The 14,903-nt window shown below is 68.9% G+C and carries 12 protein-coding genes; 1 reads left to right on the top strand and 11 read right to left on the bottom strand.

The features are described 5' to 3' along the window. Positions 1–162 precede the first annotated feature (162 nt). The 11 genes from ACWEIJ_RS12205 to ACWEIJ_RS12155 all read right to left on the bottom strand — a co-directional run bounded on the left by ACWEIJ_RS12205 (position 163) and on the right by ACWEIJ_RS12155 (position 14,283). Entirely contained in the window at positions 163–2,487 is a 2,325-nt protein-coding gene (locus tag ACWEIJ_RS12205; protein WP_449837194.1) for a [protein-PII] uridylyltransferase, read from the bottom strand. Between the two features lie 18 nt (positions 2,488–2,505). After that, on the bottom strand, positions 2,506–2,844 hold the full coding sequence (locus tag ACWEIJ_RS12200) for a P-II family nitrogen regulator (protein WP_355444499.1): 339 nt from the start codon (positions 2,842–2,844) through the stop codon (positions 2,506–2,508). Continuing rightward, positions 2,841–4,130 (bottom strand): ammonium transporter, encoded by a 1,290-nt coding sequence (locus ACWEIJ_RS12195; RefSeq protein ID WP_449837341.1) that lies wholly within the window; start codon positions 4,128–4,130, stop codon positions 2,841–2,843. Before ACWEIJ_RS12195 ends, ACWEIJ_RS12200 begins: the two co-directional genes overlap by 4 nt. A gap of 306 nt (positions 4,131–4,436) precedes the next feature. Next, on the bottom strand, positions 4,437–5,951 hold the full coding sequence (locus tag ACWEIJ_RS12190) for an alpha/beta fold hydrolase (RefSeq protein WP_449837193.1): 1,515 nt from the start codon (positions 5,949–5,951) through the stop codon (positions 4,437–4,439). A 149-nt stretch (positions 5,952–6,100) separates the two neighbouring features. Further along, entirely contained in the window at positions 6,101–7,537 is a 1,437-nt protein-coding gene (locus ACWEIJ_RS12185; RefSeq protein WP_449837192.1) for an alpha/beta hydrolase, read from the bottom strand. A gap of 90 nt (positions 7,538–7,627) precedes the next feature. After that, complete coding sequence (gene alc, locus ACWEIJ_RS12180) at positions 7,628–8,620, bottom strand: allantoicase (protein ID WP_449837191.1); 993 nt, start codon at positions 8,618–8,620, stop codon at positions 7,628–7,630. Then, positions 8,617–9,906: an allantoinase AllB gene (allB, locus tag ACWEIJ_RS12175; RefSeq protein WP_449837190.1), complete on the bottom strand. Its 1,290-nt coding sequence runs from the start codon at positions 9,904–9,906 to the stop codon at positions 8,617–8,619. Before allB ends, alc begins: the two co-directional genes overlap by 4 nt. 5 nt (positions 9,907–9,911) lie before the next feature. Then, positions 9,912–10,964 (bottom strand): glycerate kinase family protein, encoded by a 1,053-nt coding sequence (locus tag ACWEIJ_RS12170; RefSeq protein ID WP_449837340.1) that lies wholly within the window; start codon positions 10,962–10,964, stop codon positions 9,912–9,914. A 2-nt stretch (positions 10,965–10,966) separates the two neighbouring features. After that, entirely contained in the window at positions 10,967–12,679 is a 1,713-nt protein-coding gene (gcl, locus tag ACWEIJ_RS12165; RefSeq protein WP_449837189.1) for a glyoxylate carboligase, read from the bottom strand. A gap of 3 nt (positions 12,680–12,682) precedes the next feature. After that, positions 12,683–13,540: an NAD(P)-dependent oxidoreductase gene (locus tag ACWEIJ_RS12160; protein WP_449837188.1), complete on the bottom strand. Its 858-nt coding sequence runs from the start codon at positions 13,538–13,540 to the stop codon at positions 12,683–12,685. After that, positions 13,537–14,283: a hydroxypyruvate isomerase family protein gene (locus ACWEIJ_RS12155; RefSeq protein WP_449837187.1), complete on the bottom strand. Its 747-nt coding sequence runs from the start codon at positions 14,281–14,283 to the stop codon at positions 13,537–13,539. Before ACWEIJ_RS12155 ends, ACWEIJ_RS12160 begins: the two co-directional genes overlap by 4 nt. Before the next feature lie 94 nt (positions 14,284–14,377). Between ACWEIJ_RS12155 and uraD the strand changes: the two genes are divergently transcribed. After that, positions 14,378–14,899 carry a 2-oxo-4-hydroxy-4-carboxy-5-ureidoimidazoline decarboxylase gene (uraD, locus tag ACWEIJ_RS12150; protein WP_449837186.1) on the top strand — a complete coding sequence of 174 codons (522 nt, stop codon included), beginning with the start codon at positions 14,378–14,380 and terminating at the stop codon, positions 14,897–14,899. Positions 14,900–14,903 lie beyond the last annotated feature (4 nt).

Below are 14,903 nucleotides of genomic sequence, written 5' to 3'. Positions count from 1 at the left end.
GCCGCGAACTTCTCACCACCAGCCTGCTCCGGCCGGGTCCACCCGTCCGGAAAGTGCTCCACCCCTCGAGGACGCTTTCCGGACACCCACAAGACTGCAGGGTTCCGAATCCCGAGAGGAGCGTGAGCACCCGGAGAGGTTGTGCGTAGTGCTACTCAACCGCTACCTGGCCGCCTCCAGCACGGCCCGTTCGATCCGCTTCCGGTCCAGTTCGGTCGCGGTGAAGCTGAACGAGTCGACGACCGTGGCGCCCAACGTGGACACGCGTGCCCACCGCACGTCGACACCGCACTGCTCCAACGCGCCGGCCACCCGGTGCAGCAGCCCGATGCGGTCGGCCGCGCGCAGCTCCAGCACCACGGCACCGGTCGCCTCGTCGTCGAACCACAGCACCTTCGCGGGCGGCGGGTCCTGCGGCGGGCCGCCGTAGTCGCGTTCCTTCGCGGCGAGCTTCTCGGCCAGCGGCAACGAGCCCTCGATCGCCCTGGACAGCTGTTCGCGCAGCAGCGCCGCGTCCGGCAGCGAACCGAACCGCGGTGACACGGTGAACGCGTCCACCGTCGCGCCACCGTGCGAGCGCAACGTCGCCGCGTGGACCTCCAGCGAGTTCAACGCGAGCACACCCGCGGCCCTGGACAACAGGCCGGGCAGGTCCGGCGCGAGCACCGTCACGATCGCCGCGTGGTCCTGCTTCTCCAGCAGCACCTCCGGTTTCCCGGACGCCGCAACGCGTTCCGCCATCGCCACGTGCGCCGGGTCGAGCGGTTCCGGTTTGGGCAACGCGTCCCCGGCCATCGCGGTGCGGCAGCGGGCGACCAGATCGGCCAGCAGCGAGGCCTTCCAGTCCGTCCACACGCCCGGCCCGGTCGCGAGGGAGTCCGCCTCGGCCAGCGCGTACAGCAGCTCCAGCAGGACCGCGTCGCCGCCGAGCGTCTCCACCACCCGGTGCACGGTCGCGGGGTCCTCGACGTCACGCCGGGTCGCGGTGTGCGGCAACAGGAGGTGGTGCCGGACCATCATGTACAACGTCTCGACGTCCTGCGGCCACAACCCGATCCGCTCGCCGATCTGGGTCGCGAGCGCGGCACCGACCTCGGAGTGGTCCTGCAGCCGGCCCTTTCCGATGTCGTGGACCAACGCGCCCAGCAGCAACAGATCGGGCCGCGACACCGTGGTCGCGAGCCGTGCGGCGTGCGCGACCGTCTGCACCAGATGCCGGTCGACCGTCCACATGTGCGCGGCGTCGCGCGGCGGGAGATCGCGCACAGCTCCCCACTCGGGGAACAGCCGGCCCCACAACCCCGTGCGGTCCAACGCTTCCACGACGTCCACGAGCCCGCTTCCGCTGCCCAGCAACGCGAGCAGCTCCTCGCGGGCCTCGCGCGGCCACGGCTGGCGCAGCTCCGGCGCCGAGTCCGCGAGCCGGGTCAGCGTGCCCGACGCGATCGGATGCTTGCTGCGAGCCGCCGCCGTGGCCACGCGCAACAACAACGCGGGATCACGGCTGGGAATCGCGTCACGGGCCAGAGAGACCTCAGACCCGTGCAGCACAACGCCTTCGTCCAACGGCCGGCGCGGCGGCTGCCCGCGCAGGAACGCCCCGAGCCCGCGTTTCGGCGCGGCCGCACGAGCCGCGCGCACCGCCACGTCGAACGCGTAGACGACCGTCCGTGCGGCAGAGGAGAGCGAGCGGGCCAACGCGAACCGGTCCGCCAGCCCCAGTGCGGAGGCGACCTCGTCACCGTCCTGCGCCCGCAGCACGTCACGCGGTTTGCGCGCGACACGGCGAAGTTCGGTGCGCACGTCGAGCAGCAGCTTGCGGGCCTCGTGGACATCCGCGGAAGGTCTGTCCACGAGCTGCGCCAGCGACAGCGCGTCCAGGATCGTGAGGTCGCGCAGGCCGCCGCGACCGTGCTTCAGGTCGGGTTCGACGCGGTGGGCGATCTCGCCGCTGCGGGCCCAGCGCTTCTGCGACGACTCGGAGATCTCGTCCAGGCGGTTGCGCACGTTGCCGCGCCACGCCTGCTTCGCGCCTTCCGCGAGCTTCTGGGTGACCTCCTGGTCGCCCGCGATGTGCCGGATGTCCAGCAGTCCCAGCGCCGTCCGCAGGTCACCGGCGGCCACCCGGAGCGCCTCACCGACCGTGCGGACCGAGTGGTCGAGCCCGATGCCGGAGTTCCACAGCGGGTACCAGAGCTTCTCGGCGATCTCGTCGATGTTCTTGAGGCCGTTGTGCACCAGCACCAGATCGAGGTCGGAGTAGGGCACGAGCTCACGCCGCCCCAGCCCGCCGACCGCCACGAGCGCGATACCCGATCCGGATATCCCCGCTCCCCCCGCGTGTTTGGTCAACCAGAACTCGTGCAGGTCCACGAGTGCTTCGCGCAGAGGTTCGGCGGTCAAGCGACGACGACCTGGCGCGAGCAGCCGTTCGCGCGCTCGCACCAGGTCGTCAGCCGTGACGACGGCCGTTTCGTTGTTCTCCACGGACCGTCTCCTCAGTTTTTACAGGGCATCCGATCCGCGTTCGCCCGTGCGCACCCGCACGACCGCGTCGACCGGGGTGACCCAGACCTTGCCGTCGCCGATCTTGCCGGTGCGGGCGGCCTCGACGACCGCTTCCAGCACCTTCTCGACGGCGGTGTCGTCCACGACGACCTCGACCTTGATCTTGGGCACGAAGTCCACGGAGTACTCGGCACCGCGGTAGACCTCGGTGTGGCCCTTCTGGCGGCCGTAGCCCTGCACCTCGCTGACGGTCATGCCCAGCACCCCGAGCTGTTCCAGGGCGCCCTTCACGTCGTCGAGCGTGAACGGCTTGATGATCGCGGTGACCAGCTTCATGACTTGTTGCTCCCCTCGAGAACCGCGGTCGCACCCGCGGTCACACTGCCCTTGTTCGCACCGCGAGCGCTGGAGAACGCGCCGAACTCGTAGGCCGACTCGGCGTGCTCCGCCTCGTCGATACCGGCGACCTCAGCTTCTTCGGTGGCGCGGAAGCCGACCGTCTTGTTCACCACGAACGCGATGATGAACGTGAGGACGAACGAGAACCCGAGCACCGCGAAGGCCGCGACCGCCTGCTTGCCGAGCTGGCTGAACCCGCCGCCGTAGAACAGGCCGTCCGCGCCGGCCGAGTTGACGCTGGTGGTGCCGAAGAAGCCGATCAGGAGCGTACCGACGAGACCACCGACGAGGTGGACACCGACGACGTCGAGCGAGTCGTCGAAGCCGAAGCGGAACTTGAGGCCGACGGCGAGGCTGCACAGCGCACCGGCGATGACGCCGATCGCGATGGCACCGAGCGGGCTGACGAACGCACAGGCCGGGGTGATGGCGACGAGACCGGCGACGGCACCGGACGCGGCACCCAGGGTGGTGGGCTTGCCGTCGCGGAACTGCTCGACGAGCAGCCAGCCGAGGACGGCGGCGGCGGTGGCGACGGTGGTCGTGGTGAACGCGACAGCGGCGGTCTCGTTGGCGGCCAGCGCCGAACCGGCGTTGAAGCCGTACCAGCCGAACCACAGCAGAGCGGCACCGAGCAGCACGAACGGCAGGTTGTGCGGCCGCATCGGCTCCTTCGGCCAGCCCTTGCGCTTGCCGAGCACGAGCGCGACGGCGAGACCCGCGGCACCGGCGTTGATGTGGACCGCGGTACCACCGGCGAAGTCGAGCGCCTTGAGGTTGTTGGCGATCCAGCCACCGACCGTCGAGCCGTCCGCGCTGGAGAACGCGAACACCCAGTGCGCCACCGGGAAGTAGACGATCGTGACCCAGAGGCCGATGAACAGCGTCCAGCCCCAGAACTTCGCGCGGTCGGCGATCGCGCCGGAGATCAGGGCGGGCGTGATGATCGCGAACATCAGCTGGAACATCACGAACGCGAGCACCGGGGTCTGGTGGCCTTCGGGGCCGGTGAGCTGCCCGATCACGCCCTTCAGCCCGATGTTGCCGAATCCGCCCAGCAGGCCGGCACCGATGTCGTTGCCGAACGCCAGGCTGTAGCCGTACAGCACCCAGAGGACGCTGACCACGGCCAGGGAAATGAAGCTCATCATGAGCATGTTCAGGACGCTCTTGGAACGGACCATGCCCCCGTAGAAGAAGGCCAGGCCCGGCGTCATGAGCATGACCAGCGCCGCGCTGATCAGCACCCAGGCCGTGTCACCTGTGTTCACGTCGACCTCCACTGCACGTCGGTTGCAGGGAGCATCGAGAGGTCCTGTTTCCCCCACTTACGTGGAACGTTTCGCGGAGGTGAACTGTCGACCAGAGCTTGTTACGTCCACGTTTCGCGTGGTTCACGGGCGCCTTTCGGCCACCTCACCGCGTCCACGTGGTGACACCGAGTAGTACGAAATCTCACCCTTCCGGGTTCATGAACGGACTACACCCCCGGCAGATGCACCGGGGGTGTAGTCATCGAGCGAAAGCGCTCAGAACGGACCGGCCGGCACGTTCGGCTTGGCCGACAGCACCCCGGCCTCCTGCACCGACGGCTCGACCGGGGCGCACGTGGTGCCGCTGCGCGGCAGCTTGAGCGACACCAGGTACTCGTTGTTGATCTTCAGCGTGCACTCGCTGCGGTCGTAGACACCGTGGCCCCAGCCTTCGTAGGTGACGAAGACGGTGGTGTCACGCGTCTGCCGATGGGCGTTGACCGCCCACTCGTAGACCGTCGCCGTGTCGTGCGCGGAGTTGGTCATGAGGATCTTCGGCGCGTGCTTGATGTTCAGCGGCCGCTGCGGGTTCGTGGCCTTCGGGAACCCGATGCAACCCATCATCGCGCCGTGGCCGATCGACGAGCCGAGAGTGTCCGGCGCGACGTGGTTCTCCATGGCGTTCAACGCCTGGTACTCGCCCCACGAGCTGACGCGCAGGTTGTAGTCGCTGCAGAAGATGCCCGGGAACGGGTTCTCGAACGTCTCACCCGGCGCGAACGCGCGCGCGGCCACCGGGGCACCCTCGCTCAGGTCCTTGACCCGCTGGGCGAACGGCGCGAACGCGGGCCCGTAGCCCATGCCGACCACCATCGAGCCGAGGTCCTCCGGCGTCATCTTGGAGCCGTCGGGGTAGGTCAGCTCACCGCGGGCCGCCTTGGCGAGCAGGTCCTTCCAGATCTTGCGCACGTCCTTGCCGTGCAGCGGGGAGGCCGGCGTGCGGTCGTTCCACTTGACCCACTCGTTGAACATGTCCTGCGCACCGCGCGCCTCGGTCTCGAGGAACTTCCAGGTGCCGAGGCTGTGGTCCATGTTCGAGTCGATGATCATGGCGCGGATGTTCTTGCCGTACTGCGCCGCGTAGTGCTGGCCCATGATCGTGCCGTACGAGACGCCGTAGTAGTTGATCTTCTTCTCGCCCAGGGCCCGGCGGATCGAGTCGATGTCGTTCGCGACGTCGTAGGTCGAGGCGTGGTCGAAGATCGCGCCGGACTGCTGGCGGCAGTCCGCGCGCAGCTCCTTGTTGAACGCGACCAGCTGGTCGTACTCGGCGACCGTCTTCGGGTACGTCGAGGGCTGCTTCTGCAGCAGGTCGGCCGAGCACTTGATCGGCTGGCTGCGCGCGACACCGCGCGGGTCGAAGCCGATGACGTCGAACTTGTCGACGATCTCCTTGCTGAAGTAGCGGTCGGCGCCGAACGAGAAGTCGACGCCGGAACCACCAGGGCCACCGGGGTTGATGACCATGGCGCCGATCCGGTTCGCCTGGTCGTTCGCCTTGCGGCGCGAGACGGCCAGCTGGAACTTCTCCCCGTTCGGCTTGGCGTAGTCGATCGGCAGCGTCAAGAAGCCGCAGTCGACCGTCGGCATCTCGGCACACGGCTTCCAGTCGATCGCGCCGACCTTGAACTCCGCCTGCTCGTCCGGAGCCGCGGTCGCGACCTGGCTGACACCCAAGATCAATGCAGAACTCGCGAGCGCGGCCCCGAAGGCGCGCACCATCGGTTGCATGGATTTCCTCCCTAGATCCCCGATCTTGCAGGAGGGAACGCTTCCACCGATCGTGTGACGCAGACAACCAACCGAGGTAGGGAGAAGAATCAGCCTGTAGTCGTACAACCACGATCAGTTGCTACCTTTGGCCCACAACGACCGAAGGGTCACTCGGTGGGCTCGACCGCGGCACACGTGGTGCCGTCGCGCGGCAGCTTGAGCGAGACCAGGTAGTCGTCGTTGATCCTCGTCGTGCAGTCGCTGCGGCGGTAGACACCGTGGCCCCAGCCCTCGTAGGTGACGAGCACGGTGGCGCCACGAGCCTGCCGGTGCACGTTGGCCGCCCACTCGTGGACCGTCGCCGGGTCGTACTTCGCGTTGGTCACCAGGATCTTCGGCGCGTGCCTGATGTTCAGCGGGTGTCGCGGGGTCGTGGCCTTCGGCAGCCCGGCGCAGCCCATCACGGTGCTGTGCCCGAAGAGCGAGCCGACGGTGTCCGGCGCGACGCGGTTCTCCATGTCGTTCAAGGCCCGGGACTCGGCGAACGAGCTGATCCGCTGGTCGTAGTCGTTGCAGACGAGGCCCTGGAACGGGTACTCGATCGTGTCGTCCTCGGCGAACGAGGCGACGGACGCCGGCACGCCCTGGACGAGCGTCGCCACGTAGTCGGCGAGCGCCCGCCACGCCGGGATGTGGCTCAGGTTCACGACGCGGGTGCCGAGGCGCTTGGCGGGAATCACGGAACCGGTCCGCGGGTCCTTCAGCTCACCCCTGGCCGCCCTGGCGAGCAGGTCCCGCCAGATCGCGCGCAGATCCTTGCCGTGCAACGGCGAGGAGGGCGTGCGGTCGTTCCACTTGATCCACTCGCCGAACACCTCCTCCGCACCGCGCGCCTCGGTCTCCATCAACCGCCACGCATCGAGGCCGGGGTCCATGTTCGAGTCGATGACCATGGCGCGGAGGTTGCGGCCGTACCGTTCGGCGTACCGCTGACCCATGATCGTCCCGTACGAGACGCCGTAGAAGTTGATCTTCTGCTCGCCCAGCGCGCGGCGGATCGAGTCGATGTCGTCCGCGGCCTCCACCGACGAGGCGTGGTCGAAGATCGACCCGGAGTGCTTGCGGCAGTCCTCGTTCAGCGCCCTGTTGTAGGCGACCATCTCGTCGTACTCGGCCACGTTCGCCGGGGTGTCCGTGTGCGAACCCACCACCGCCCCGGCCGAGCACTTGATCGGCTGACTGCGCGCGACGCCGCGCGGGTCGAACCCGATGACGTCGAACCTGTCGACGATCTCCTCGCTGAAGTACTGGTCCGCCTCGAACGAGAAGTCGACGCCCGAAGTACCCGGTCCGCCGGGGTTGACCACCAGTGCGCCGACGCGCCGGGACGGGTCGTTCGCCTTGCGGCGCGACACGGCCAGCTGGAACTTCTCACCGTCCGGCTTCGAGTAATCGATCGGCAACGTCAAGAAGCCGCAATCGACCGTCGGCGCTTCGGCACACGGCTTCCAGCCGATCGAGTGCCCCGCAGCCGCGAACGCGAGCGGCGCGGCGCCCAGGATCAAGGCGGAACTCGTCAGCGCGGCTCCGAGGGCACGCGTCATCGGTCGCATGCGGGAACGCTCCCACGACCGTGTGAGGCCGACAACGGCCGGAGATATGAGAAGAATCCAGCCGTTGTCGTGCAACCGAAATCAGCTCGTGGTGTTCTCCCAGGTCGTCCGCAGGTGCGCGAAGCCATCACCCGTGGGAGTCCCGATCACGCGGAGTCTCGCCATGCCGCCGTCGGGGTAGATGTCGAGCCGAACCTGTGTCGCCTCGACGGCGTCCACGACGAACCGGTGCCGTGTGTCGGGCTGCAGCCTGGTGCGCGGGAGCACGTCGAACCACGCGTCCGGATCCGTGCGCTCGTCGCAGCCGCGCACCGACGCCCAGCCCGGCGCGTTGCCCTTGAAGTGACTGGTGTCGAGCTCGACCAGCCTCACCTCACCGGGCGCGGCGAGCCGGACGGACACCCAGTCGTTGCCGTCGTCACGCCGGCGCGCGGTCTCCCAGCCCTCACCCATGACCGTGGCCTGACCAGGGGCGATGAGGTTGTTGGGCGAGCTGTAGAACATGTTGCTGCACCCGGTCACGACCGCGCCGTTCTCCAGCGCGGCCAGGTCGATGCCGGAAACGAGCAACCGCGGGTCGGCCACCGGTTCGCCGTGCACGCGCAACCGGGCGACGCCGCCGTCCGGGTCGATGGTGAGCCTGACGTGCGTGACGCGGCGCCCCTCGCGCACGTCGAAGAAGTGCTTGTCGTCGCCCTTCAGCGCCGAACGTTCGACCAGCGGGAACCACTCGGTGATCTCGCCGGCGTCCGGGTAGCCGTCGACGTGGGCGCCCTCGACCCAGCAGAACGGCGGGTAGTTGCCCTTGAAGAACGCCGTGTCGACGACGATCCCGCGCACCACACCGGGCAGGCCGAGCCGGATCACCGCCTGGTCCACGCCTGCCTCACGACGGCGCCTGGTCTCCCAGCCGTCGTAGATCTGTCCTTTGTGGCCGAAGGTGTAGGTCTGGTAGACCGGCTCGGCGGGCTTGATCAGGTTCTCCCGCTCGGCGAACAGCTCGTCGTTCGCCCACACCACACCGCCACCGACCGCGCGTGAGGCGAGATCGGGCAGCCGGGTCCACTCCGTCATGCTTCTCCTCTGCGTAGCAACTTGCCCTGCGTCTGACCGATCTCCTTGCCGCGCAACCACGTCTGCCGCACGACGCCGTGCAGCGTCCGTCCGTGGTACGGCGTGACCGGGTTGCGGTGGTGGAGTGCGTTCTTGTCCACCACGAACGTCTCGTCCGGCGCGAACACGACGAGGTCCGCGTCCTTGCCGGCCTCGATGGCGCCCTTGGTCTCCAGCCCGACCTGACGCGCCGGGTGCGCGGCCATCCAGCGGACGACGTCGGTGAGGTGGAAGCCGCGTTCCCGCGCCCCCGTCCACACCGCGGGCAGCCCGAGCTGCAACGACGCGATGCCGCCCCACGCCGTGGCGAAGTCGCCCGCCTTCAGCTCGGCCGTGCTCGGCGAGTGGTCGCTGACGACGAGGTCGATGACGCCCTCGCGCAGGCCCTGCCACAGCGCCTCGCGGTTCTCCGCCTCGCGGATCGGCGGGCAGCACTTGAACTCCGTCTGCCCGTCGTGGATCTCCTCGGCGGTGAACGTGAGGTAGTGCGGGCAGGTCTCCGCGCTGATCGGCAGGCTCTCCCGCTTGGCCGCCTCCAGGATCGACAGCGCGTCCGACGACGACAGGTGCAGGATGTGCGTGCGGGCACCGGTCCTGCGGGTCAGCTCGACGACGTCGCTGATCGCCCGGTTCTCGGCCTCGCGCGGACGGGAGGCCAGGAACCCCGCGTAGTCCGGTTCCGACTCGCGGACGGTGTGCGCGTCCTCGGCGTGCACGATCGTCAACGCGTCGAGCGTCGCCAACTCTCGTAGTGCCGCTTCGAGCTCGGCCTTCGTCACGGCCGGGAACTCGTCGACGCCCGAGTGCAGCAGGAAGCACTTGAAGCCGAAGACCCCGGCCTCGTGCAGCGGCTTCAGGTCCTCCAGGTTGCCGGGCACGATGCCGCCCCAGAACCCGACGTCCACCGACACGTTCGCGGCCGCCTTGCGCTTGATCTCCAGCGCGCCCGGCTCGACCGTCGGCGGGATGCTGTTCAACGGCATGTCGATGATCGTCGTGACGCCACCGGCGGCGGCCGCGCGGGTCGCCGTCTCGAAGCCCTCCCACTCGCTGCGGCCGGGGTCGTTGACGTGCACGTGCGTGTCGACCAGGCCGGGCAGCAGCACCTCGTCGTCCGCGAGGTGCACGACGTTCGGCGAGTCGATGAACGGCTCGACGGCGACGATCCGGCCGTCGACGACACCGACGTCACACGCGATCTCGCCCTGCGGGGTGATCACTCTGCGGGCGCGGAAGACCAGGTCCATGCCGCTCACTCTGACATCCAGTCGCGGGCGATGCGACCGCCGAGTTCGGTGAGGAGCGACTCAGCCCGCGCCATGCACCTCGTGACGTCCGGTTCGACGTCCAGCAGCGCGTAGACGGCCTTGAGCCCGAGATCGCCGGGAGCGACCGAGCACTGACCGGCCACCGCGACCACCGGCACGTCCCCGGAGGCCCTGACCACGCCGAACGGCGCCTTGCCGTGCCGGGTCTGCGCGTCCAGCGACCCTTCGCCGGTGATCACCAACGCCGCGTCCGCCACGGCCTCGGCGAACCCGGCCAGCTCCAGCACCACCTCGATGCCCGGCCGGAACCGCGCACCCAGCACCGCGAGCGCGGCGAACCCGATCCCGCCCGCCGCACCCGCTCCCGGCCGTCCCGCGTGCTGCGGGCCCACCCGTGCGGCGAAGGCCTCCAGCCGGGCTTCGAGGATCTCGACCTCCTCCGGTGAGGCGCCCTTCTGCGGCCCGTAGACCGCGGCCGCGCCCGTGGGCCCGAGCAGCGGGTTGTCCACGTCGGAGGCCAGCACCAGGTCGACGCCGTCGAACGACGTCCCGTTCAGCGCTTCGAGCATGCCCGCGCCGCCGTCCGTGCACGCGCTGCCGCCCAGCCCGAGCACGATCGTGGTGCAGCCGACGTCCAGCGCGGCCTTCAGCAGCTCGCCGACGCCGTGGCTGGTCGCGTCGAGCGGCGCGGGCGTGTCGAGCAACGTCAGCCCGGCCGCCGACGCCACCTCGACCACGGCGGTCGTGCCGCGGACGGCGAACGACGCGGGCACCGGCCTGCCGACCGGTCCGGTGACCCAGCGCCCCACCTTCACGAACCCGGCGGCGACGGCGGCGTCGACCGTGCCGTCACCGCCGTCGGCCACCGGGAGGAGGCGCACGTCCACGTCCGGGGCCGCCTCCCGCAGGCCGCGCGCGACGGCGGCAGCGACCTGCGGGGCGGTCAGCGACCCCTTGAACTTGTCCGGCGCGATGAGTACGCGGGGAGCTTTCGTACTCTCCTGGAGGACGGAGGGTCCCCGCGTGCCGTCAGACAGCGTCACGGGACCGGCTCGAATTCCCGCATGGCGGCGATGGAGGTGCCGTTCGCGGTGTTGCCCTCGCGCTCGATCATGATCTCCACGAGCACCGGGCGTTGCGTGCGGTCGGCTTCCTTGCGGGCCCATTCGAGAGAGGTGCGGATCTCGCCGGGATCGACCACGCGGATGCCCGAGCAGCCGTAGGCCTCCATGATCTTGACGTTGTCCGAGCCCGTGGTGTCGTAGTGGATGTCGACCTCGTACTTCATGTCGTAGCCACCGTGGTCCTCGGCCATCCGGATCAGGCCCAGGTACTCGTTGTTCAGCATGATCAGCACGAACGGCACGTCGTACTGGGCGCCGACCGCGAGCTCCTCCACCAGGAACTGGAACGAGTAGTCGCCGACGATGCCGACCACCTCGGCGTCCGCCTGCGACTTCTTCAGCGCCTTCTTGACCCCGATGGCCGCCGGGATCTCCCAGCCGAGCGGACCGGCCTGGCCGCACACCTGGTAGTGGCGCGGCTTGTGCGCCTTCTGGTGCTGCCCGGACCAGATCTGGTAGAGCCCGATGGCCGTGACGAAGTAGGTGTCCGGGCCGTAGAACTCGTTGATCTCCTTGAACACCCGCGGCGCCTTGACCGGCACGGTGTCGAAGTCCTCGCGCCGCAACAGCGTCCGCTTGAGCTCCTGGCACCGTTCGACCCAGCCGCCCTTCTCCCGAGGCCCGTGCTGCTTCGCCTTGTCCAGCAGGGCCTTCAGGAAGAGCTTGGTGTCCGCGACGATCCCGAGGTCCGGCCCGAACACCTTGCCGATCTGGGTCGGCTCGACGTCGACGTGGATGAACCTGCGCGAGCCGCGGTAGGTGGCGAGGTCACCGGTGTGCCGGTCGCCGAACCGCGCGCCCAGCGCCAGCACCAGGTCCGACTCCAGGAACGACGCGTTGCCGTACCGCTGCGAGGTCTGGATGCCGGTCATGCCCGCGTACAACGGGTGGTCCTCGTCGATCGCGCCCTTGCCCATCAACGTGGCCTGGATCGGGATCTGCAGGAACTCGGCCAGCTCCAGCAGCTCGGCGGACGCCTCACCGAGGATGACACCGCCACCGGCCAGCAGCAGCGGGCGTTCGGCGGCCAGCAGCATCTCCAGCGCGCGTTCGACACGGGCGTCGGAAGGCGCGTTCTTCAGCACCGGCAGCGGTTCGTCGATGCTCGAATCCCACTCGATCTCCTGCTTCTGCACGTCGATCGGCAGGTCGATCAGCACCGGTCCCGGCCGGCCGGAGCGGGCGATCCGGAACGCCTCGCGGAAGATCCACGGCATCTGCGCGGCTTCCTTGACCTGCACCGCCCACTTCGTGACGGGCGCGGCGATCGAGACGATGTCGACGGCCTGGAACGCCTCCTGGTGCAGCTTCGACACCGCGGCCTGGCCGGTGATGCACAGGATCGGCACCGAGTCGGCCTGCGCGGTGTACAGACCGGTGATCATGTTCGTGCCGGCCGGACCCGAGGTGCCGATCGCGACACCGACGTTGCCGGTCGTGCGCGACCAGCCGTCGGCCATGTGCGTGGCCCCCTCCTCGTGCCGCACGATGAGGTGCTCGATGGTGCCGTCCTGCTCCATCGCCTTGTACAGCGGCAGGATCGCGGCGCCCGGACAGCCGAACACGGTGTCGATGCCCTCGGACTTCAGCACCTCGACGACCGCCTGCATGACGGGGATCTTCGGCATGTGTCAGGCCCTTCCCGCGAAGTTCTCGATGACCTTGAGCAGCGCGGAGTGGTCGAGCGACCCGTAACCCTGCGCGCGTGCCGCCGCGACCAGCGCGGCGATCTGGTTGGTGACCGGCAGCGCGACGTCGGCGGCCCGCGCCGCGTCGAGTGCGATGCCCATGTCCTTGTGGTGCAGGTCGATCCGGAAACCGGGCTGGAACTCGCGCGCGATCATCGTCTCGCGCTTCAGGTCCAGGATCCGGTTGGCCGCGAGACCCCCGGCGAGCACGTCCAGGCCCGCCTTGGGGTCGACGCCGGACGCCTCCAGCAGCACGATCGACTCGGCGACCAGGGCGTAGATGCCGCCGACCATCAGCTGGTTCGCGGCCTTCACGACCTGACCGGCGCCGTGCGGTCCGACGTGGACGATCGTCTTGCCGACGACCCCCAGGAACGGCCGCGCGGCCGCGAAGTCGGCCTCCTCGCCGCCGACCATGATGCTCAGCGACGCCTGGACCGCACCGGTCTGCCCGCCGGACACGGGCGCGTCGAGCACCCGGACGTTCGTCAGCTTCCGCGCGATCTCGATCGACGTGGACGGCCGGATCGTGCTCATGTCGATCAGCAGGGTGGCGTCGTCGAACGTCACCTCGTCGACGACCGCCTCGACCTGCGGGTGGTCCGGCAGCATCGTGATGACGACCTCGGCGCCGCTCACCGCCTCCTGTGCGCTCGCAGCGGCCTTGCCACCGTCGGCGACGAGCTTCTCCAGTGAAGCGGAGCTGAGGTCGAAGCCCATCACGTCGTGCCCGGCGGCTACGAGGTGGGCCGCCATCGGGCTGCCCATGATGCCGAGTCCGATGAATCCGATGCGGGTCATGCGTGATCCCTCCAAGCGAAGGAGTGGGTGACGGGCTTGTACTCGGCGCCCACGAAGCCCGAGTAGCCGTTGGCGCGGAGCTTCGCGAGGTGCCCGAAGAGGTCGAGCTCGCCGGTGCCCGGCTCACCGCGTCCGGGAGCGTCGGCGATCTGCACGTGACCGATGCGGTCGGCGTGGTCGGCGAGGGTGCCGAGGTCGTCGCCGTTCGTGGCGAGGTGGTAGAGGTCCGCGAGCAGCTTCACGTTGCCGCGGTCGATCTCGTCGATGAGCTCGAACGCCTGGTGGGCGGTCCTGATCGGGTACTTCGGCGCGCCGCTCAGCGGTTCGATCACGATCTGCGCGCCGATCTCCGCCGCGACGTCGGCGGCGAAGCGGTAGTTGGCGACGGTCTGCGCGGTCGTCTCGAAGTTGCCGTGCAACGCGTTGAGCGTGCGGCAGCCGAGCCGTGCCGCGATGGCGACGGTGACCTCGACGTTCGCCCGGAACTCCGCCTCGCGGCCAGGCCAGCTCGCCAGGCCGCGGTCGCCCGCCGGCATGTCACCCGCGTAGAGGTTGAGGCCGACCAGGCGCACCTGCGCGTCCACGACCGCACGTTCGAACGCCTCGATCTCCCGCGTCTGGGGTACGGCATCGGTGAACGGCCACCAGATCTCGACCGCGTCGAACCCGGCGGCCCGCGCGGCGGCCGGGCGTTCCAGCAACGGCAGCTCGGTGAAGAGCATGGACAGGTTTGCGTCGAACATCGTACGGCTACCTTCCACCCGAAATTTCATATTGCGGAAGTTCAATTTCGCTCTACGGAGACACTAGACATCTCACTTGGATGCGGTCAAGAATGTGGAAGTTAGTTTCCGCGATACAGAAACTTGGAGAGCCGTGGACAGCTTCAACAGCGCCCCGGAGGACGAACTCCGACCTCTGCTCACCGAGTGCCTCGCGGTACCCCGCTGGGTCGACGCGATGGTGGCAGGCAGGCCCTACGCGTCGATGGATGCACTCCTCGCGGCTTCTTCCGTTGCCGCACAAGGACTTTCCGACGAGGAGGTGCTCGGCGCCATCGCCGGGCACCCGCGCATCGGTGAACGACAGAAGACAGGTGGGGTGTCGGCGAAGTGGTCGCGGTCCGAACAGTCCGGTGTGGACAGCAGTCAGGCTGATCGCCTGGCGGCTGCGAACGCCGCGTACGAGGATCGGTTCGGGCACATCTACCTGGTGTGCGCGACCGGCCTGAGCGGTGCGGAGATGCTCGACAACCTGTCCAGTCGCATGGACAACCCGCCGGACGTCGAGCTCCGCGTCGTGAACGACGAACTCGCGAAGATCGCCGCCTTGCGGCTGCAGAAGCTGATCGGGAGCTGAACAA

The sequence above is a fragment of the Lentzea sp. NPDC004789 genome, assembly GCF_053601075.1.
The sequence above is the reverse complement of the archived record's forward strand: the minus strand, read 5'-3'. Positions and strand labels throughout refer to the sequence as shown.